The sequence below is a fragment of the Paenibacillus humicus NBRC 102415 genome, from assembly GCF_004000905.1.
Classification (GTDB): Bacteria; Bacillota; Bacilli; order Paenibacillales; family Paenibacillaceae; genus Paenibacillus_O; species Paenibacillus_O humicus.
In genome coordinates this window covers 1-21,045 of record NZ_BIMD01000058.1, presented here as the reverse complement: position 1 = coordinate 21,045, position 21,045 = coordinate 1, and the positions used below count along the sequence as shown (strand labels likewise).

Genomic DNA, 21,045 nt, shown 5'->3' with positions numbered 1-21,045 from the left:
GGATACGATAGGGCAGGAGGCGCATGCTCCGCTGGAGGAAGCTGCGTCCGCAGGAGGTGCTCCCGATGAAATGGCTTCAAGCCTTTCTCGCCTATTACAAGCCTTACCGGCTCATGCTGGCCGCCGATCTGTTCTTCGCCGCCCTGGCTTCCCTCGTCGTCCTTGCCTACCCGATTTTGATCAACCGCATTACGAGCGAGGCGATCAGCGAGCAAGGGATAGCGGTAGAGATGATGGCGAGGATCATCGGCGTGTTCGTGCTCCTCATGATCGTCGAGTACGCAAGCGGCTTCTATACCGATTACTTCGGGCATGCCATGGGCGCGCGAATGGAGGCGGACATGCGGGACGATCTGTTCGTCCATGTCCAGAAGCAGAGCTTCGCCTTCCATGACAACGCCGGCACCGGCCAGCTGATGTCGCGCATGACGAACGATCTGTTCGACATTTCGGAGCTGGCCCATCACGGGCCGGAGGATGTCGTTGTTTCGCTGGTGCGGATTATCGGCGCTTTCCTCATTCTGAGCCGGATCAGCGGCCCGCTCGCCTGGATGATTTTCGGCATTCTTCCGGTACTGTTCCTGCTCGTCTATCTATACAGCGGGAAGCTGAAGAAGGCGCTGAAAACGAGCAAGGAGCGCATCGGCGACATCAACGCCCAGCTCGAGGACACGCTCGCCGGCATCCGGACCGTGCAGGCCTTCAACGGGGAGGAGGCCGAGACGGAAAAGTTCAGGCGCCGCAACCGCCGCTTTTTCGACAGCCGCAAAAAAGGCTACTGGGCCGAGGCGGTCATGTTCAACGGCCTGAACAGCTTCGTGTCGCTGCTTACGATTCTGGTCGTTGTCGTTGGCGCGTACCTGATCGGCCGCCGCGAATTGCAGCTGCCCGACCTGATCACCTTCCTGCTCTATATCGGCGCCTTGATGGCGCCGATCCGGATGCTGGTGAACTTCACGCAAAATCTGCAGAACGGAATCGCGGGATTCGAGCGCTTCCGGGAGCTGATGGAGATCCAGCCCGATATAGGAGATGCCGATCATGCCGCCGATCTTCATCATGTACGCGGAGAAGTGGCATTCGACCGCGTCGGCTTCCGCTATTCGCAGGAGGAGGGGGAGGTGCTGTCGGGCATCGATTTCATAGCCCGCCCTGGCGAGTTCATCGCTCTCGTCGGCCCCTCGGGGGTCGGCAAAACGACCTTCTGCAGCCTCATTCCCCGCTTCTACGAATGCACCGAAGGAACGGTGAGGATCGACGGCAAGGACGTCAGGGACATCACGCTGAAGTCGCTGCGCAGCCATATCGGCATCGTGCAGCAGGAATCGTATCTGTTCGCGGGGACGATCGCGGAGAATATCCGCTATGGCCGGCCGGATGCAACACACGAGGAGATCAGGGAAGCGGCGGTGAAAGCGAACGCCGATGTCTTCATCCGGGAGCTGCCGCAGGGCTACGGCTCCATGATCGGGCAGCGGGGCGTGAAGCTGTCCGGCGGACAGCGCCAGCGCATCAGCATCGCCAGGACATTCCTCAAGAATCCGTCCATTCTCATCCTGGACGAAGCGACCTCCGCTCTGGACTACCGGAGCGAGAGGGCCGTCCAGGAAAGCCTGGAGCGGCTGGCGAGGAGCCGGACGACGTTCGTCATCGCCCACCGGCTGTCGACGATCCGGAGCGCGGACCGGATCCTCGTGCTCTCGGAGCGGGGCATCGAGGAGGAGGGCACGCATGAGGAGCTTGCATCCCGGGACGGCTTGTACGCCCGTCTCGCCGGCATGCAGGTATGACCGGGCTGCAGAGCCCGAGCGGCCGATCCGTCCGGGCCGGGGCCGGCATGCCGGCTTGACCGGGCTGAGGAGCCGAGCGGCCGATCCGTCCGGGCAGAGGCTTGGTCCTGGTTCCGGGAGGCGGCCTACGGGTAAGGATAAGTACCCTAATCCTACCGAAACGGAGGCAATCATCATGGGCATACGAACGGGATTGATCGGATACGGCCTGTCAGGCTCGGTATTTCACGCCCCCCTCATCGCAGCCGAGGAAGGCTTGCAGCTGACCGGAGTCGTCACCTCCCAGACGGACAAAGTCCGGGAGGATTACGAGAATGTCGACGTGTATGAAGACGTGGAAGCGCTGCTCGGCAGCGGAGTGGAGCTGGTCGTCGTGGCCAGCCCGAATACGCTGCACTACGAGCATGCCAAGAGCGCCATTCTCGCGGGCAAGCATGTCGTGGTGGAGAAGCCGTTCACCAATACGGTGCGGGAGGCGGAGGAGCTGATACAGCTGGCGCGGGACAAGGGCGTCCTGCTCAGCGTTTTCCACAACCGCCGCTGGGACAACGACTTCCTCACCGTGCGCCAGGTGCTGGATTCCGGCACGATCGGGCGGATTTCCGTCTACGAGGCGCATTACGACCGCTATTCGCCGGAGGTGGAGGTCGAGACGAGGTGGCGGGATCAGCCGCTGCCCGGCTCCGGCATTCTGTATGACCTCGGAGCGCATCTCATCGACCAGGCTGTGCAGGTTCTAGGCAGCCCGGATTCGATCTGGGCCGATCTGCGGCTCGACCGGGAGGAAGCGGAGACGGTGGACTACTTCCACCTGGTGCTCGCCTATCCCCAGTCGCGGGCGATTCTGCGGGCCGGCACGCTGGTCCGGCAGGCGGGGCCGCGGTTCATGGTCCATGGCGATCTCGGCAGCTATATCAAATACGGGCTCGATCCGCAGGAGGATCAGCTGAAGGCCGGCCTGCGGCCGGGCGACGCCGACTGGGGCGCGGATAAGGAGGAATGCTACGGCGAGCTGACGACGGCCGTCGGCGACCTCACCATGCGCACCAAGATCGATACGCTGCCCGGCAGCTATCAGGAGTACTACCGGGGAATCGCGGAGGCGATCTCCGGCGGAGGCAAGCCTCCGGTCCGCGCGGAGGAAGCGCTGGAGGTCATCCGGCTGATCGAGGCGGCGCATCGCAGCGCCAGGGAGCGAAGGGTCATCGATCTGTCTCCTGTACCCGGCGAAGCCGCCCAAATAGACTAGGCTCTTGCATGAAGGCAGGAGCCGGCCGTTCGGGAACGGAATTTTGGAAAGGCTAAAACACCGAAGGCATCCCGGCACGCGACCGTTTCTCCGGCTATCGGCGGAAAACGGTCTTTTTGCTGTTCCAGTATCGCCGAACCTGCGGCACAAACGGAGGAATTCTCCGCCTGGGCAGGCGGACAGGAAGCGCTCGGAACGGTTCCCGGGGCATGCCGCGCGCGAAGCGCGGCAGATTTCTTTGTGATGCCATTTTCATGAAAATGGAACCGATCGTCTTTCCAAGCGGTCCTATATGCATAAGGGGGGCGGCCATGTCGGAAGAACTGGACTATATCAAGCATCTGGCTCCTGGGTTTGATCGCGGCAGAGTGCTGCAGGATCTGATGAATCATTTCGGAGACGACGTATGGAGGTTCGCCTATTTTCTGACGCGCCGGGCCGATGCTGCGGACGATCTGTCCCAGGAGGTATTCCTGTCGGCTTACACCTCGCTGCATGCGTATCGCGGGGACGGCTCCGTCAAGGGCTGGCTGCTCAAAATTACCCGCAATAAAGCTCTGCACTACTTGCAGAGCGCCTTCGTCCGCAAGGTGACGCTGACGGATATGTTCAAGGCATCCGGCAGCGCTCCCGGCGCCGACACGGTTTTTTTCGACCGGATGGAGAGCCGCTCGCTGTGGGAGGCGGTCATGAGCCTTCCGCGCAAATACAGGGAGCTGCTCATTCTGGATTATCATTACGGCTTGTCTCGGAGAGAAACAGCCGATTTGTTGGGAGTGCCGGAGGGCACCGTCAAGTCGAGGGCGCACCGGGCTCGAAAGAAGCTGGCCCAAATGCTCGACGGAGAGAAAGGAGCCGTGGGACCATGAAGGAGCGGGAAGAGGCATGGGCAGAGAAGATGAAGGCATCTCCGTTCGGTTCGGCCCGGTTCACCGGGGAGATGAGGCAGGCCGTGAACCGGAAGCTGCAGGAGCGGACCGGCAACGGGCTTGTCCGAAGCCGAGCTCGGCGGAGGGGGCTGGTGTTGTCCGCCCTCATTCTGGCTGCCGCCTGCATGGCTGGAATAGGGCTGCTGCCTCTGGGCGACGGAGCCGGCCGCCAGGCTCCGGCCGGCTGGGAGGAGCAGCACGCTTATCCGGAAGAAGGCAAGCCCTTATTCTCCGTTTATCCGGAGCCTGAAGCCAAAGCCGGCATCACGCAAGGATATCTCTTTTCCTTTACAGCCCCGTTCCATACTTTTGCGGGAAAAAGCCTGGAGGTGCTGGCGGTGCACGGAGCTTCGGGGCTGCAGGAGACGGTTCTGTCCGAAACGATCCGGAATCCCGACAGCGGGTATGAGGGATTGCAGAGGCATGGAATGCAGTTCACCCTCCCCCTGGGAGGACTGTGGAGGCTCGACGTGCTTCTGGACGGCGTTTCTTACGGCCATGTGACGATCGCCTTGCGCGAGCCGGATTGGGAGGCCATTCCCGAGTTCCGCTCCGGCACCTATTTCATGCGCGGCGTGGAAGGGAAGGCGGCCTTCATCGACGCCGGCTTCACGGCGGGCATGCCTCAAAAGTACATGTGGCATTTCTGGGGGAATGAGGAGGAGTTCAAGGGAGGCTTCGAGGTGAAGGCGCTCAAGGAAGGAAAGGTACAGCCGGTCGAGGTTTATTCGGCGAGGCCGTTTCTATCCGGCTCCTTGAACGGAGCGGACCGGACCGCCGTGACCACGATGTCGCTGCCCGAGCCGGGACGCTGGCGGCTGCTTCCTTACGTGGGCGGCAGGCTGCTGGATACGATCGTCGTCGATGTGAAGCGGCCGGGCAAGGAATGAGAGCGCGGATGGGAAGCAAGCGGGCGAGGAGAGGAATTGCGGGTTTGATGTGAACGAGGGATGGGAAGCAAGCGAGAAGAAGGACCGCCATGGGGCGGTTCTTTTTTGTTGCATGGCGATGGAGGGACGAATTGGGCGGTCTATCGGCGGCAGGGAATTTCCAGGGGGAGCTGGAGCGGGACATTCCCTTTCAGTTCGGAGAAGGAACAAACGGAGAGACTAATTCATCGTTTGCAGGATTCCGGTCATCCGATTGAGCTTGAAAAACAAGCAAAAACAACATAAATTAAAAGATAAAACAACAAAACACACAATCTTAACTTGTTTTTGACATCCCATTTACACTTCGCTCCTATCATGAAAGCAAGAACGAGCAGGATGGAGGATGACCATGGCAAGGGAAGGATTGACGGCACGCGGAGTAGGCAAATCATTCGGCGCCTTCGAGGCGCTCGGCGGAGTGGACGTGCACGCTCCCGAGGGGAAGCTCACTTGCCTGCTGGGGCCGAGCGGCTGCGGCAAGACGACGCTGCTGCGCATCCTGGCGGGGCTTGAGCAGCCAGACCGGGGCGAGGTGGCGCTGGGCGGACGCAGCCTGACGGGAGTGCCCGCCTCCAAGCGGCGCTTCGGCTTCGTCTTCCAGTCCTATGCGCTGTTTCCGCATATGACGGCTGCAGGGAATATCGCATACGGGCTCAAGGGGAATATGCCAAGGCGGGAAATAGGTGCAAGAGTGGACGAGCTGCTGAAGCTCGTCCGTCTGGAAGGGGTTCGGGACCGTTATCCGGCCCAGCTCTCCGGCGGCCAGCAGCAGCGTGTGGCGCTGGCCCGCGCGCTGGCGCTGCAGCCGGAGGTGCTGCTGCTCGACGAGCCGCTCTCCGCTCTGGACGCCAAAGTCCGCGTCATGCTGCGCGAGGAGCTCTGCCAGCTGCAGGAGAAGCTCGGCATCACGACCGTCATGGTCACCCATGACCAGGAAGAAGCGCTCACGATGGCGGACGAGATCGTCGTTATGAACGGCGGCAAGGTAATGCAGGCCGGCACGCCGACGGACATCTACGATCGGCCGGCGGATCCCTTCGTGGCCGCCTTCATCGGCGCGGTCAATTTCCTTCCGGAATGGGTAGGCTCAGCGAGTCCGGACAGCCGGCTGGCCATCCGTCCGGAGCATGTGCGCATCGCCCGGGCGGACGACATTTTCGACGCCGCCAGGCGGGAGCTGGCGGCAGGAGCAGCCGAGCGGCAGCCGGGCGGGCGCCGGACAGCAGGATGCCTGCTGCTCGCTGGCCGCGTGGAGCAGGCTCAATTCCGCGGCTCCAGCTGGCGGATCAGCGTGCTGCTGCCGCATCCGTCCGGAGGAGCGGAGCCGGCGCTGATCCATGCCGATCTGCCCGCCCATGAGGCGGCGGGACTGCGGCTCGAGCGCGGCGCCCTGCTGGATTTGGCGCTGCCGGAAAACCGGCTGCTGAGCTACCCGTCGGAGGCATGCCGATGACGGCGCCTCCTTCCGGCTCCTCGCCGCTTCAGCCGGCCGCGGCATCCGGCAAGCCGCCGATCCGCGGCACCGTCCTTGCCCAAGGAAGCTCGCTTATTCTGCTGCTCGCGCTGCTCGCCGCCGGTCTTGTGCTGCCGCTGCTGTTCATGTTCCGGCAGGCGTTCCTGAGTCCGGACGGAAGCTATGCGGGACTGCGGTATTTCCGGGCCTACCTGGAATCGCCGGCGCTGCTGAATTCGCTCCGGCACACCGTCTGCATCTCGGTCATGACGACCGTAATCGCCGTGCCGCTGGCGTTCCTGCTGGCCTATGCGCTCGCGCGATCCGCGATCCGCGGCAAGGCATTGTTCAAGGCCATCGCGCTGCTGCCGCTGTTCGCTCCGACGATGATGCACGGCATCGGGCTGACCTACCTGTTCGGCAATCAGGGCTTCGTCACGACCGGCTTGTTCGGCCTGCTGCCCTTCGAGCTGCGCATCCCGCTGTACGGACCTGTCGGCATCATCATCTCCGAGGTCGTCTACACGTTCCCGCAAGCGTTCCTGATTCTCTCCGCGGCGCTCTCGGTCAGCGATTACCGCCTGTACGAGGCGGCCGAGACGATGGGCGCCGGGCGGGCGCGCCAGCTGCTGACCGTCACTCTGCCTTCGGTGAAGTACGCGCTTGCGGGAGCCGTCACCGTCTGCTTCTCCCTCAGCTTCACCGATTTCGGCGCGCCGAAGGTCGTCGGCGGCTCCTACAACGTGCTGGCCACCGATATTTTCAAGCAGGTCGTCGGGCAGCAGAACATGGCTCTAGGAGCCGTCGTCAGCCTCGTGCTCTGCGTCCCGGCGGTGCTGGCGTTCATCGTCGACCGCGTCGTCTCTCGCAAGCAGCAGGCCTACGTCACTTCCCGCTCGACGGCCTATCGGATCCGTCCCGGCAGGCTGCGCGACGCGGCGGCTTACATCTATGCATGCCTTGCCGCGCTGGCGATCGCGGCGCTGCTCGCGGCCGTCGTGCTGGCTTCTCTCATCAAGGTGTGGCCGTACAACCTGACGCTGACGCTGAGCCATTTCAACTTCGCCGACGCTGCCGCCGGCGGCATGGCTCCTTTCTGGAACAGCGTGCGGATGAGCCTGCTGACCGCCGTCATCGGTACGGCCGCAGCCTTCATGGCCGCATATCTCATCGAACGGATCTCCCTGTGGAGAGGCCTCAGGCAGGCCGCCTACTTCCTGTCCGTGCTGCCGCTCGCCTTGCCCGGCATGGTCATCGGCCTGGCGTACATTTTCTTCTTCAACCATCCCGGCAATCCGCTGCATGCGCTGTACGGGACGATGGCGATTCTCGTGCTCTCGGGAGTCATGCATTTCTTCTCCGTTCCGTTCATGACGGCCTCGGCTTCCCTGAAAATGACGGACAAGGAATTCGAGACGGCATCCTTGTCCATGAATGCAGGCTGGCTCCGGACGTTCCTGAGAATTACAGTGCCGCTCTCGCTGCCCGCCATTCTGGAAATGGCCGTGTACTTCTTCGTCCAGGCGATGGTTACCGTATCGGCGGTCATCTTCCTGTACGGGCCGCAGCTCAAGCTGGCTTCCATCGCCGTCGTCAGCATGGATGACGCCGGCGACACCGACATGGCGGCGGCCATGTCCGTCCTGATCCTCGGCATGAATGTGGCCGTACGGCTGGGCTACGAAGCGCTCAGCTGCCGGCTGCGCCGCCGTACGGTTGCCTGGCGCGGGCATTGATCGGCACAGGCGGCCGTCGGGCCGTCGCGGCCGTCCTCCGATGCTCATCAGGGCTGCGCTCGGCGAGGTTGATTGAATCCGCTGCAAGGCGAAAATGATTTCATTTTATACATTCGGGAGGAATTGAAATGACAAAAGAACAGCTTCGCGTGCAAGCGGTCATTCTGGATTGGGCAGGGACGATGGTGGACTACGGAAGCCGGGCGCCGGTGGAGGCGTTCATCCGCCTGTTCGCGGAGCGGGGCGTAGAGGTATCCGACGAGGCGGTGCGCAAGCCGATGGGCCGCATGAAGCTGGATCATCTGCGCGACATCTGCGCGGATGACGAGGTGAAGCGGGCATGGAGGGCGCGTTATGGCGCCGATCCTGGCGAGCAGGACGTGCAGGAGATGTACCGGGAGTTCGAGCCGATGCTGATGAGCACGCTGGACCGGTTCGCCGATCCTGTGCCGGGCGCTCTTGCCCTGCAGGACCGGCTGCGCGCCGCAGGCATCCGGATCGGGACGACGACCGGTTATACCCGCGAGATGATGGCGATCATCGAGCCTGCCGCGGCGGAGAAGGGTTATGCGCCGGATGCCGTCGTGACGCCCGACGAGATGCCCCGCGGGGGACGGCCGCATCCGTGGATGATTTTCCGCAACGCCGAGGTGCTCGGCATTTATCCGCTGTCCGCCTATGTCAAATGCGGCGACACGCCTGCGGATATGAGGGAAGGCCGCAACGCCGGCGTCTGGACGGTCGGAGTCGTCTTCGGCGGCAACGAGCTCGGCCTGTCGCAGGCTGAGGCCGCCGCGCTGTCCGAGGACGAGCGCGAGCGCCGCTTCCGCGACATCGCGGCGAGTCTGGAGGCTGCCGGAGCGCATGCCGTCATCCGCGAGATCGGCGATCTGGACCGCTTCATCGAGACGGTCAACGAGCGGCTGGCGAAGGGGGAGCGTCCATGAACGCGGAAAGGCCGTATCTGCTGCTGACGCCGGGTCCGCTCTCCACGACCGCAACGGTGAAGGAAGCGATGCTGCGCGACTGGTGCACCTGGGACGACGAGTACAACGGCCTCGTCCAGTCCATCCGCGAGCGGCTGACGCTGCTCGCCGCTCCTTCGGCGCCGGAAGCCTACACCGCCGTCCTGATGCAGGGCAGCGGCACCTTCAGCGTGGAGGCTGCCGTCGGCACGGCGATGCCGCGCGATGGCGGACGCCTGCTCGTGGCGGCCAACGGCGCCTACGGCGAGCGGCTGGCGCAGATCGCGGAGACGCTCGGCATCGACACGGCCCGGCTCGGCTTCGGCGAAGTCAGCCCGGTTTCGCCGGAGCGGCTGGACGAAGCGCTTGCTGCCGATCCCGGCGTGACGCATGTCGCCATCGTCCACTGCGAGACGACGACCGGCATCCTGAATCCGCTGGGCGAGCTGGCTGCCGTTGTCATGCGGCATGGACGGGAATTCATCGTCGATGCCATGAGCAGCTTCGGCGGCATTCCGCTCGATGCCGCCGAGCTCGGCATCGACTGGCTGATCAGCAGCAGCAACAAATGCATCCAGGGCGTGCCGGGCTTCGGCTTTGTCATCGCCCGCCGCGCCGTGCTGGAGCGCTGCGGCGGCCATGCCCGCTCGCTGTCGCTCGATCTGCATGACCAGTGGGCGACGATGGAGAAGGGCGGCGGCAAATGGCGCTTCACCTCTCCGACCCACGTCGTGCGGGCTTTTGACCAGGCGCTGCGGGAATTGGATGAGGAGGGCGGCATCGAGGCGCGCCATCAGCGTTATGTCCGTACGCAGCGGGCGCTCACCGAAGGCATGGAAGCTGCAGGCTTCGCGCCGCTGCTGCCCGCGGAGCTGCAGTCTCCGATCATTACCGCGTTTCTTTGCCCCGAGGGCTTTGAATTCCGGGAGTTCTACGGCTATCTCAAGCAAAGGGGGTACGTCATCTACCCCGGCAAAATTTCCGCCGCCGATACGTTCCGGATCGGCAGCATCGGCGATGTGCAGGCGGAGGATCTGAAGGAGCTGACCTGCGCCGCCGCAGCCTATATGGTTGAGCGGACAGAGCCGGCTTCCGGCGCCTAGAGGCTGATCCGGGGGATAGGGCGGCGGGAGCGAGAAAGGGCCAGACAGAGCAGGAAAGAAAGGGCAAGACAGAGCACGGTAGGGCAAGAAAGAGCGAGAAAGAACACGAAAGAGCAAGATAGCGCGATAGAGCGAGAAAGGGCAGGACAGAGCAAGGCAGAGCAAGAAAGAGCAAATAAGCTGGGTAGGGCCGGATAAATCTGTTGAAAGATACCAGGCAAGAGCAGGGGAGAATACCTGTCCGAGCATCGATTCTCGTTCGGGCTTCACAAATCCGTCGCTCCGAGGTACGGTTAAGAGAAACGAGCCTGGACAGGGAGATTTTCGCCCGCAGGCTGGACTTAGAGGGGGGAGCAGCCATTTCGCTGGCGGGTGAGGAACGGAAACAGATGATCGTGAACCTGCTGCAGCTGCAGGGCAAGGTGCGCACGCCGGAGCTGGTGGCCAAGCTCGAAGTGTCGAGCGAGACCGTACGCCGCTATCTGGAGGAGCTGGAGCAGGAGAACCGGCTCAAGCGGGTGTACGGCGGAGCCGTGAAGGTGAACGTCGAGCGGGAAGAGCCGGCGTACGTCAAGCGCGAGGTGCTGCAGGCGGAGGAGAAGCGGCGGATCGGGCATGCCGCGGCGGCGCTAATCCAGGACAAGGATGTCATCATTCTGGATGACGGCACGACAACCGTTCAGATGATCGACATGCTGGTGCTGAAAAAACAGCTGACCGTGCTGGTGACGTCCATCCATGCGCTGAATCTGCTGCTGAGCTACAAGAACCGCGGCGTCTTCGACGGGGAGATCGTCTTTGTCGGCGGCCGCGTCAACAGCCGGCATTACCGCACGAGCGGCACGCTGGCGATGCATTTCATGGCCAACTTCCACGTGGACAAAGCCTTCATCGTAGCCGACGGCTTGCAGCTCGACGGCGGCGTCACCTGCTTCGAGGACGACCGGGCGATGCTGGGGCGAGTGTTCCTCAAGCAGGCGAAACAGAGCATCGTGCTGGCGGATCATGCCAAGGTCGGCAGCATCTACTACTGCCGCACTTGCGGATTGGAGGAGATCGATATCGTCGTCAGCGATATCGCCCCTCCCATGGAATGGGCGCCGTCTCTGGAGGAGAAGGACGTGCACTGGATCGTGGCGGATTAGGAGAGATAGCCTGGCTGGGAACAGCCGGGCTTTTTAATCTTTTCGGGGCCAGCGCCGGACAAGGGAGGAAGCTGCTGGTAAAATAGGGAGAAAAGCGGACGGAGAGATTGCATTGCCTCTAAAATTGGCTTGCCTGCATGCGCATGAATCCAATATCGGGTATATCCAAGGGATCGCGCCTCGGGGATTCGTCCTGGAGCATTACGTCGATCCCGGTCTGCTCGCCCGCATCGGAAGGGATCCCGGCTTCGCCAGAGACGGGGCCGGCGACAGGGTGCTGGAGCAGCTGGAATGGATGGCTGCGGCGGGAGCGGATGTCATCCTGATCACCTGCACCAACTATATCGCGCTGCTTGACGATTCCCGTCTGCCAGCCGGACTGCCGGCTGTACTCAAGATCGATGAACCCTTTTTCGAGGAAGTCTGCCGAATCAGGCAGCCGCAGCTGCTGCTGTTCAGCAACCCGGCCACAGTAGAAGGAACGATGGCGAGGCTGCAAGCCTATGCGGAGGCTTCCTCCTGCACGACGCCGGATGTCCGCGCGGAGGTCGTCCCGGAGCTGTTCAGCCTGATCATGGCCGGACGGAAAAAGGACTATGAGGATGCGGTAACCGCTCATCTCATCCGGAAGGCGGAGTCCGATCCCCGGCTGGCTGTATCCGTCGCCCAGCTGTCGATGGCCGGAGCGGCCGAGAGGGCCGGGCTGGAGACGGGCAGGCAGATCGGCGATCCTCTCCGACCGCTTGCTAGAGCGCTGGTGATGTTGGCCGCGACCTGACAAAAACGAAAAAGCCCCTTGCCGGAACAAGCTGGCGCCGCGACCCTTTGAGGGTGCCGCGGCCCGGCTTGGTCCGGAGGGGCTTCTTTTATGCGGCTGGACGAAGGGAATCAGCTTCCCTCGATGCGCTCCAGCTCCTTGTGCACGATCGGAGCGACCTTCGTCCCGAGCAGCTCGATGGCCTTCAGCACTTCGCGATGCGGCATCGTGCTGACGTCCACATGCAGGAAGAAGCGGTCGAGGCCGAGGTTCTTGCGCAGCAGCACGATCTTCTCCGCAACGAACTCGGGGTCGCCGACATACAGCGCGCCCCTCAGAGTGCGGGACTGGTCGTAGGCGGCGCGGTCGTAGCCGGCCCAGCCGCGTTCTTTGCCGATGGCGCTCATCTGCGCCTGGTTATGAGGGAAGAAAGCATCGGCGGCTCCCTGCGTCGTATCGCCGACGAAGCCGTGCGAGTGCGTGGCGACCCGCAGCTTCGAGAGATCATGGCCGGCCTGGGCGGCGGCGCGGCGATAGAGATCAACCAGCGGGGCGAATCTTTCCGGCATGCCGCCGATGATCGCGAAAACGACGGGCAGGCCGAGCAGGCCTGCGCGAATGGCGGATTCCGGGTTGCCCCCGGTAGCGATCCAGACCGGCAGCGGCTCCTGCACCGCCCGGGGATACACGCCCTGGTTGTCGATGGCCGGGCGATGGCCGCCTGGCCAGCTTACTTTTTCCGACTGCCGGATGTTCAGCAGCAGCTCCAGCTTCTCGTCGAACAGTTCGTTGTAATCATCCAGGCTGTAGCCGAACAGCGGGAACGACTCGATGAACGAGCCCCGCCCCGCCATGATTTCGGCACGTCCGTCCGAAAGGCCGTCGAGAGTGGAAAACTGCTGGTAGACGCGGACGGGATCGTCCGAGGACAAAACCGTGACGGCGCTGGTCAGGCGGATCTTCTTGGTCAGGGGCGCCGCAGCGGCAAGCACCACGGCCGGAGCGCTGCCCGCATAATCAGGCCGGTGATGCTCTCCGATGCCGTAGACGTCCAGACCGGCCTGCTCGGCGACGACGATCTCCTCGACCGCGTTGCGCAGACGCTGGGCGTGACTGATCGTCGGGCCTGCAGTCGAGGCTGGCATAGCCTCCAAAAACGTGCTGATTCCAAGTTCCATCTTTCTCGGTGAAGCGGACATAAGAATAGGCCTCCTTTAAGTCTATTCATTGTACTAAATTATCTATTGTTTCTCAACTTTAGTAAGCAAAATGAAAGAGCTTTTAAGGGGCATATCCGACTCGGAAGGCATAGGTAGAAGGATGCCCTTTTTCTTTTCCCTTTATTTTGGAAGAGGGGATGAATGGCCGGGAAGAGCTTGAAACGCAACCAAAACACGGGTTTTGTGAAGAAAAACTTCGGATGAATCCACATAAGAGCCAAAACAATACAAATCATTCATATTCGCTTTACGTTCCATTGAACAACCAACGCTAATGTAGGAAGGGAGAGCGAAGCCGAAGCGAAGGGGAGAAAAGACCATGAAGAAACAATGGCTGTTGACAGCGGCGATGCTCGCCGCATTCACCTGGGTAGCGGCATGCGGCAACGGAACCGGCGGCGGAGGAACGGTATCGGAAGGCTCGTCCGGCGGCACGCAGGCCAAGCAGGGCAAGGCAGGCTCCGAGCTGCTCGTCTACACGGCGCTTGAGGACGATCAGATCAAGCAATATCTCCAAACATGGGACGAGCAGCACCCCGACATCAAGATCAACATCATCCGGGATTCGACCGGCATCATAACGGCCCGCCTGCTGGCGGAGAAGGACAACCCGCAGGCGGATGTCGTCTGGGGAACGGCGGCGACCAGCCTGCTCGTGCTCGACCAGAACGACATGCTGGAGCCTTATTCGCCGACGGGCATGGAGCGCATCCAGACGACCTTCAAGGATGACAGGGAGCCTGCCCATTGGGTCGGCATCGATGCATGGGAAACGGCCTTCGCCGTCAACAAGACGGAGATGGAGAAGAAGGGGCTGGCGATTCCGAGATCGTACGAGGATCTGCTGAAGCCGGAATACAAAGGTCTGATCACGATGCCGAACCCTGCTTCCTCGGGCACGGGCTTCCTGACCGTCTCCGGCCTGATCCAGCTGATGGGCGCCGACAAAGCATGGGCTTACATGGACAAGCTCAACGAGAACATCGCCATGTACGTGCACTCCGGCTCCAAGCCGGCCAAGATGGCGGGAACGGGCGAGTACCCAATCGGAATTTCCTTCGGCTACCGGGTCATCTCCGAGCAGGACAAGGGAACGCCGGTTGAAGCCGTCTTTCCTGCGGAGGGCTCCGGCTGGGACGTCGAAGCCAATGCCCTGATCAAGAAGCCGAACATCAACCCGGCCGCCAAGGAGTTTCTGGATTGGGCCATCACGGACGACGCGATGAAGGAGTACAAGAAAAACTATCCCATTACGGCCGTGAAGGACGAGTCGGGCGAGCTTCCGGCCGGTTATGCCAAAAACCCGGTCGATCAGCTTATCAAATATGACCTGCAGGCAGCGGCCAAGGATCGCGACGAGATTCTGATGGAATGGACCAGGCGCTACGACGGCAAAAGCGAGCCGAAAAGCTGAAGCTGAAGCGCTGAAGAGCTGAGAAGCTGAAGAGCTGAAGAGCTGAAATGCTGAGAAGAAAGCGAGCCGAAAAGCTGAGCCGAAAAAGCTGAGCCGAAAGCTGAACTGGAAAGCTGAGCCGAAAAGCTGAGCCGAAAAAGCTGAGTTGAAAAGCTGAGCCGAAAAAGCTGAGCCGAAAAAGCTGGATAGTGAAAACGGGGATGGCCTGCCGGCCTATCCCCATTTATTTGTTTGGCGCGCTGCTCACCCAAGCAGCTCCGGCCGCAGCCTGCCCGCAAGACGGCGAGTAGCCTGGGCAGGGTCGATATCATAGACGATCAGCTCGTCGACTTCGGGCGATGCCGAGGCAAGCGTTTCACCGGCAGGGGAGATCAGGCTGGTGACGACCTGCTGACCTTTCAAGGCGAAATTGACGCTCGCGAAGTAAATTTGGTTCTCCCCGCTGCGGCAAGCCATGGCGCCTATGTAGAATTCAGGGTTGGGCACCGCGGGAGTGAACTGGGGATGAAAGACGATATCCGCTCCTCGGCGCGCGGCCCAGCGGACGGTCTCGGGATACCTCCACCCCTCATGGCAGATGACGATGCCGAACTTGAGCCCTTCGATCTCGAACAGCGTTCTTCCAACGCCGGGGTTGTAACCGAATGGCTCTTCGTCCGGATCGAGCTGATTTTTGGTCTGGCGTCCAAGAAGCTCGCCATCGGCGGAAATGACAAATGCCGCCAGCTCCATGCCTCCCTCGCCCCTCCATTCCGTAGGCAGAACGACCGCGATCCGGCGGCTGGCGGCCAGCTCGCAGACGCGCTTCAGCACAGCCTGCATGGCCTCGTGATCATAGGGCTCAACATCGAAGCCGACCCCTCTCAGCCCCGGAAGGACTGCCTCCGGAAAACAGACGATGGCGCTTCCCTGATCTGCAGCCTGGCTTATTCCTCGGGCTATGAGATCTTCTCCATCCACTAGAGACTTGGGAAAGCGGGTTTGGGCGAGTGCGATTCGGACGAGATTCTTTTCCATTCGGTATCCATCCCCTTTTTCTTCTATTGTAAGATGTCTCCAAGCAGCCTGCATAGGCTTTTCTGGAAAAGGATGTCGGAACACAACCAACGGGGTCAAGTAGAGAAAGCAAGGAAAATGAAGCCGAAAGTTAACGAATGCAGCACAAAATCGAAGACAGATACGGAAGCCGAAAACGAAACATGAACTCACCGTTTACAAATGGGATCAGAAAACAGAAGAGAAGAATGGTATCAGAAAACAGAAGAGAAGTTAGAAAAACGGAACTGGAGACAAGAAAACGCCTATGAGATCACAAATATGATGCCAATGATGCCTGCGCGCCTCGGTTGTGCTTCTAAATCAAACGGGGAAATGCCAATTAACCGATATCGGACATAGGATCCGTTATTTGAGCGAGAATGAGCCTTCATGGGCGATTATCGGACATCAGATCCGTTATTTCTGTAAAATCTACCTCTATGCGGATAAAAAATGGGGAATAGCGGATCGTATGTCCGATAAATCTGAATTAGCCTTCAAATGGGTCAAATAGCGGAACGTATGTCCGATAAATCCGGAATGGCCTGTATCGGCGGACAGTGGGAGGAACTGGCGAGGCCTGAAATCGGCGAAAGCGGAACTTATGCCCGTAAAGCCGGGAGCCTGTAAGCTTATGCCCGTAAAGCCGGGAGCCTGTAAGCTTTCGAGAACGGAATTTATGCCCGTAAAGCCGGTAGCCTGTAAGCGGTGAAAGCGGAGCTTATGCCCGTAAAGCCGGAAGCCTGTAAGCTTCGAGAGCAGAATTTATGTCCGTATAGCCGAATGGCCTGATTGGCGAAAAGCGGGACACCTACCCGTACCCGGAAGGTCTGTAAGAAGTGAAAGCAGATGCATACCGTAAAGCCGGGATGGCCTGAAATCGGCGAAAGGCTGAGCCGCTTGAGCGGCTCAGCCTTTGTCATTGCGCGGGCGAATCCCGGCAAGTGCGAGTATGAAGGCGGCGGCAGCCACGGAAGCCATTACTCCCAGGAGCAAAGGCGCGGACTGCTTCATGAGCAGCGAAGCGACGGGCGGGCCTGCGGCCACGCCGATAAATCTCATGCTGCTGTACAGCGAGCTGATGGTCCCGCGCTCCTCCTTGTCGATGCCTTCGGTAATGAAGGCATCGAGGCAGGGCAAGCCGGCACCGATGCCAAGGCCTGCGCCGGACAGCAGGGCGATGCGGATGGAGGTCGCCTCCCAGAACAGGCAGGCGGCGATGCTGGCCGCGCAGAGGAGGAACCCTCCGGTGACGGTCCATTTCATCACTTTTTTATGCTCGCCGATCCATTTTCCCGCAGCATAAGAAGCAGCGCACAGAACGGCCAAAGGAATCGCGAGCACAAGGCCTTTCAGGATGCCCTTCATGTGATGGCTTTTTTCCAGCGTTTCCGACAGGTAGAACAGCAGCCCAAATAAAATGAACATCGAAAAGCAGCCTACGACGAACAAAGCCGTCAGCCATCCCGCCTTGCTTCGGTAAAGGTTCCAAACGCCGCTCAAAAATTTGCCCGGAGGCGGAGGCGCTGCTGCTTCCTCGCCCTGCTTGGGCGGAACCTTGACCAGGAACAGCACAAGGATAATGGAGAGCGCGCAAAGAATAGGCACGGACCAGAACGGCGCCTGCCAGGCAAGAAGGGCGAGAGCCGATCCGAGAATCGGGCTGAGCACCTTGCCGAATGTGTTGGAGGTTTCAATCAGCCCGAGTCCCGCGCTGACCTGCTGCTCGCTCCGGAACATGTCCCCGACCAGAGGGAGGACGATCGGCATGGCGCCGGCAGCGCCGATTCCCTGCAGCACTCTTCCCGCCAAAATGATGCCGTAACCCCCTGGCTGGAGACTGCCGGCCCAGCCGCATACAGCGCCTCCCGCCCCGGCCAGGATCAGCGAGGGAATGATGACCTTCTTGCGGCCGATGCGGTCGGATAGATATCCGGCGATCGGAATCAGAATGATGGCCATGACGGAGTAGACCGTGATGATGAGGCTTGCCTGCAAAGGCGTGATGCCGAGCGCCGTTTCGATGGCGGGCAGCACGGGAATAAGCATGGAATTGCCCAGCGTCATGATCAAAGGAACGGATGAGAGGGCGAGAAGGGCGGCTGTGCGGCTGTCATCGGCTTTTTTGTGGGATGGCTGAGGCTCCCTGCCAACGAACTTTCCGCGCGGCCGCTTTATCCCTCCGCCCGATACGGCGGCGGAACCGCCGCGTTTATCTGGTTTCACTCCTGCCGTCACCCTTCTCTCGCGTAATGTACTCGAGCGCCGGAAAAGCGTCCTTGGGTAGGATTCGCCCCGGCCGGGAGTTTCATACCCGGTAAAGAAAAAGGACGGAATCCGCCTGCTTGCAGCGGAGTGAATGGAGCCTTTCTGCCGAGGAGCGGATCAATCGGCTTGCAGCAAGAATGAAGTCATCCTGCCTGCTGCGGAAACTGAAGCTCGTACAGATGGCGATAGCGGCCGCCCTGCTCCATGAGCTCCTCGTGGGTGCCGCTTTGAACGATGCGTCCTTGCTCCATGACGACGATGAGATCGGCTCTGCGGACGGTGGAGAGGCGGTGAGCGATGACGAGGCTTGTTCTTCCGGACAAAAGGGTTTCCAACGCTGCTTGGATGAGCTGTTCGGATTCCGTATCCAGAGATGCCGTCGCTTCGTCGAGGATGATGACTTTGGGGTCGGCAAGCAGCGCCCTGGCGATGGAAAGCCGCTGCTTCTGCCCGCCGGAGAGGCGGACGCCTCTCTCTCCGACTTCCGTATCGTAACCGTCCGGAAGCTCCTCGATGAACGGATGCGCGTAGGCCGCCTGCGCGGCGCTGATCATTTCCTCCTCGGCGGCCCCGGGCTTGCCGTAGGTCAGATTGGCCCGCACGGAGCCGTTGCGGAGCATGACATCCTGCGAGACGATCGCGATCTGACGGCGCAGGGAAGCCTGGGTCACATCGCGGATGTCGGTTCCGTCGATCGTGATCCGCCCTCGGGTTGCGTCATAATAGCGCATGACGAGATGGGCTGCCGTCGTTTTGCCCGCGCCCGAAGAGCCGACTAGGGCGGTCGTTTTGCCCGGGGCCAGCGTCAGGTTGAATTCATGCAGCACATCGGAGGAGGAGGAAGAGTAGCGGAACGAAACCTGCTCGAACGCGATTTCTCCGCCTGCGAGCCTAAGCTCGCCCGCATCGGGCCGGTCCTTGACGTCGGGAACGGCCGACATCGTCTCCATGATGCGGTCATAGGCCGCCGCGGACTGCTGCACGGTGCTCATAAGGCGGCTGAAGCGCCGGACCGGGTTTTGGAGCAGCCGCAAGTAGCTGAGGTAGGCGATGACGGAGCCGGCGGTCATATCGCCCCGCATCGCTTGCCAGGAGCCGAAGGCGAGCACGAAAGCCATGCCGGCGTATTGAAGCAGGTCGATCATGGGACTGAAAATCGCGCTGAAGCGGGTGGAGCGGAGATTGGCGTCCCGGTTGTGGGCGCTCAAGCGGGCGAATACAGCGCTTTCGCGTTCTTCGGCGGAGAACGACTTGACGAGCCGGATGGAAGAGAGCGTGTCCTGCAGATGGCTGCTCATCTCCGCCACGGTTTCCTGGACCCGGCGGAAGGTGCGGCGCATCCGTCCGCCGTAGCGGCGGGCCGTCAGGAACATGACGGGAAACAAAGCCAGGAGCGCGACGGTCATCTGCGCATTCTCCAGCAGCATGTAACCGGCAATGGCGATGAATGTGACGGCGTCGGTCAGGATGCCCATCGTTCCGGAGCTGACCATTTGCTGCAGCTGGTTGACATCGCTCGTCATGCGGGACATCAGGTCGCCCGTGCGGCGGCGGTCGTAGAAGCCGAGATCGAGGCTCTGCAAATGGCGGTACAGGCGGTTGCGGATCTCTAAGACGGTCTGCTGGCCGGCTTTGCTGAACGTGTAGCTGCTGATATAGCCGAATACGCCGAGCAGCACCGCCGTCCCCAAGACGGCTCCTGCCATCGGCAGCAGCTGGCCGTAGAGCTTGCCGGGAATGACATGGTCGACCGCATACTGGGTGAGCTTCGGAATGACGAATTGCAGGGCGGCGACGGCGGCCATGGACAGCCAAGCGGCCAGAAGCAGCGGCCATTGTCCTTTGACATGCAGGAACAGGCGCTTGAACATCGGCCACAGCGGAGCTTTATCGGGTTCGGACGCGGCATGGGATCTCATGCTGATTCCTCCGGGCACAGATGGATCTGCGTAATGGTGGATAAAACATAGGCATAGGGACAGCAGGGGCTGGCGATATTGCGGATCAGGCATTCCCTGAAGCCCGCTGCGCTTGGTCAATGGATAATGCCGCTTGCGCGGGCTTTGGCCGCAAGGCTCTCGGCGGCTCTTCCTAGCGGCTTCTTCAGCATCAGGCCGGCGAGCAGCGCGATGACGCCGAAGAGCAGCAGCATCGACAAATCTCTGCGCGCGGCTTCCGGGAGAATGCCTCCGACCGTTTCGCGCATGAGGCCGACGGCATAGGTGAAAGGCAGAAAAGGATAAAATGCCCGGAAGATCGGCGCCGTGACCTGCACCGGGAACGTGCCGCCGGAGCCGGCGAGCTGCAGCACGAGCAGGACGATGGCGGCAGCTTTGCCGACATTGCCGAGAACGGATACGAGCGTATAGACGATAAGCATGAACACGGTGCTGATGAGCAGCCCCGACAGCACGAACAAGACCGGCGACGCGGGGCGTACGCCGAGCAGCAGGATGTCTCCGATCGTAACGAGCAGCGACTGCAGCAGGCCGATTGCCCAGAAGGTGAGGAAGCGGCCGAGATAGGCATGCTGGACTGCCGCATCTCGGTGGACATCCAGGCTGAGCATGGAGACGAGCAGCAGCGCGCCGACCCACAGCGAGAGAACGGTGAAAAACGGCGTCATCGCCGTTCCGTAATTCGCGATCGGGAACAGCGAATGCTGCTTCAGCTCGATCGGGCGGGCCAGGAATTCGGCTTTTTGGACGTAATTGCTCTTGAGCAGCTCGATGGCTTCGCCGAGATTGCCTTTCTTGCGAAGCTCGCGGAGCTTGGCCGCGAGGTCTCGAATCCGCTTTTCGGCCTCCGGCAGCCGACTCTGGAAGGCATCGAGCTTGCTCTGGCCGAATGCGATGCCTTTGGCGGCATCCTGGAGCAGTCCGGTCACGGCAGGCAGCTCGGCATGCGCCCGCTTCAGGGCGTCGCCGGCTTCTGCGGCGGCCTTTTGCGCCGCCTTCACCCCTGCAGCGACACGCGGCGCGAGCTCGCTGTCGTAGCGGCCGAGGAGGTCGGCGGCGATGCGCCCGGCCTCCCCGGCCCCTTGCCG

Annotated in this window: 16 protein-coding genes; 11 read left to right on the top strand and 5 right to left on the bottom strand. The window is 61.4% G+C overall.

The window, feature by feature from the left end; all coding sequences use genetic code 11:
* Positions 1-65 precede the first annotated feature (65 nt).
* From PHU01S_RS22840 to PHU01S_RS22790, 10 genes are all read left to right on the top strand, one after another.
* Positions 66-1,790 carry an ABC transporter ATP-binding protein gene (locus PHU01S_RS22840; RefSeq protein ID WP_127510116.1) on the top strand — a complete coding sequence of 575 codons (1,725 nt, stop codon included), beginning with the start codon at positions 66-68 and terminating at the stop codon, positions 1,788-1,790.
* Between the two features lie 175 nt (positions 1,791-1,965).
* Complete coding sequence (locus tag PHU01S_RS22835; protein WP_048750083.1) at positions 1,966-3,039, top strand: oxidoreductase; 1,074 nt, start codon at positions 1,966-1,968, stop codon at positions 3,037-3,039.
* Positions 3,040-3,350: 311 nt separating this feature from the next.
* Complete coding sequence (locus PHU01S_RS22830; protein WP_069202477.1) at positions 3,351-3,908, top strand: RNA polymerase sigma factor; 558 nt, start codon at positions 3,351-3,353, stop codon at positions 3,906-3,908.
* Positions 3,905-4,858, top strand: a complete 954-nt coding sequence (locus PHU01S_RS22825) for a DUF4871 domain-containing protein (RefSeq protein WP_127510113.1) — start codon at positions 3,905-3,907, stop codon at positions 4,856-4,858. The genes PHU01S_RS22830 and PHU01S_RS22825 overlap by 4 nt, the downstream gene beginning before the upstream one ends.
* Before the next feature lie 391 nt (positions 4,859-5,249).
* Complete coding sequence (locus tag PHU01S_RS22815) at positions 5,250-6,353, top strand: ABC transporter ATP-binding protein (protein WP_127510109.1); 1,104 nt, start codon at positions 5,250-5,252, stop codon at positions 6,351-6,353.
* Positions 6,350-8,089, top strand: a complete 1,740-nt coding sequence (locus PHU01S_RS22810) for a putative 2-aminoethylphosphonate ABC transporter permease subunit (RefSeq protein ID WP_127510107.1) — start codon at positions 6,350-6,352, stop codon at positions 8,087-8,089. Before PHU01S_RS22815 ends, PHU01S_RS22810 begins: the two co-directional genes overlap by 4 nt.
* Before the next feature lie 128 nt (positions 8,090-8,217).
* Positions 8,218-9,036 carry a phosphonoacetaldehyde hydrolase gene (phnX, locus tag PHU01S_RS22805; protein WP_127510105.1) on the top strand — a complete coding sequence of 273 codons (819 nt, stop codon included), beginning with the start codon at positions 8,218-8,220 and terminating at the stop codon, positions 9,034-9,036.
* Positions 9,033-10,157 (top strand): 2-aminoethylphosphonate--pyruvate transaminase, encoded by a 1,125-nt coding sequence (gene phnW, locus PHU01S_RS22800; protein ID WP_049868439.1) that lies wholly within the window; start codon positions 9,033-9,035, stop codon positions 10,155-10,157. Before phnX ends, phnW begins: the two co-directional genes overlap by 4 nt.
* 359 nt (positions 10,158-10,516) lie before the next feature.
* Entirely contained in the window at positions 10,517-11,302 is a 786-nt protein-coding gene (locus tag PHU01S_RS22795; RefSeq protein WP_049868438.1) for a DeoR/GlpR family DNA-binding transcription regulator, read from the top strand.
* Positions 11,303-11,414: 112 nt separating this feature from the next.
* Complete coding sequence (locus PHU01S_RS22790; RefSeq protein ID WP_127510101.1) at positions 11,415-12,080, top strand: hypothetical protein; 666 nt, start codon at positions 11,415-11,417, stop codon at positions 12,078-12,080.
* A gap of 110 nt (positions 12,081-12,190) precedes the next feature.
* Here the strand turns inward: PHU01S_RS22790 and PHU01S_RS22785 are convergent, their stop codons facing one another.
* Positions 12,191-13,237, bottom strand: coding sequence for an LLM class flavin-dependent oxidoreductase (locus PHU01S_RS22785; RefSeq protein ID WP_127510128.1), 1,047 nt, complete (start codon positions 13,235-13,237; stop codon positions 12,191-12,193).
* 361 nt (positions 13,238-13,598) lie between these two features.
* On the opposite strand from PHU01S_RS22785, the gene PHU01S_RS22780 reads away from it, so the two are divergent.
* Positions 13,599-14,693, top strand: a complete 1,095-nt coding sequence (locus tag PHU01S_RS22780) for a putative 2-aminoethylphosphonate ABC transporter substrate-binding protein (protein ID WP_127510099.1) — start codon at positions 13,599-13,601, stop codon at positions 14,691-14,693.
* Positions 14,694-14,936: 243 nt separating this feature from the next.
* Here the strand turns inward: PHU01S_RS22780 and PHU01S_RS22775 are convergent, their stop codons facing one another.
* From PHU01S_RS22775 to PHU01S_RS22760, 4 genes are all read right to left on the bottom strand, one after another.
* Positions 14,937-15,710: a carbon-nitrogen hydrolase family protein gene (locus PHU01S_RS22775; RefSeq protein WP_048747617.1), complete on the bottom strand. Its 774-nt coding sequence runs from the start codon at positions 15,708-15,710 to the stop codon at positions 14,937-14,939.
* Between the two features lie 930 nt (positions 15,711-16,640).
* Positions 16,641-17,957 (bottom strand): MFS transporter, encoded by a 1,317-nt coding sequence (locus PHU01S_RS22770; protein ID WP_232313136.1) that lies wholly within the window; start codon positions 17,955-17,957, stop codon positions 16,641-16,643.
* A 185-nt stretch (positions 17,958-18,142) separates the two neighbouring features.
* Positions 18,143-19,918 (bottom strand): ABC transporter ATP-binding protein, encoded by a 1,776-nt coding sequence (locus PHU01S_RS22765; RefSeq protein ID WP_246029315.1) that lies wholly within the window; start codon positions 19,916-19,918, stop codon positions 18,143-18,145.
* A 116-nt stretch (positions 19,919-20,034) separates the two neighbouring features.
* The coding region (locus PHU01S_RS22760) for a YhgE/Pip family protein (protein ID WP_164763165.1) at positions 20,035-21,045 on the bottom strand (1,011 nt) is incomplete at its 5' end.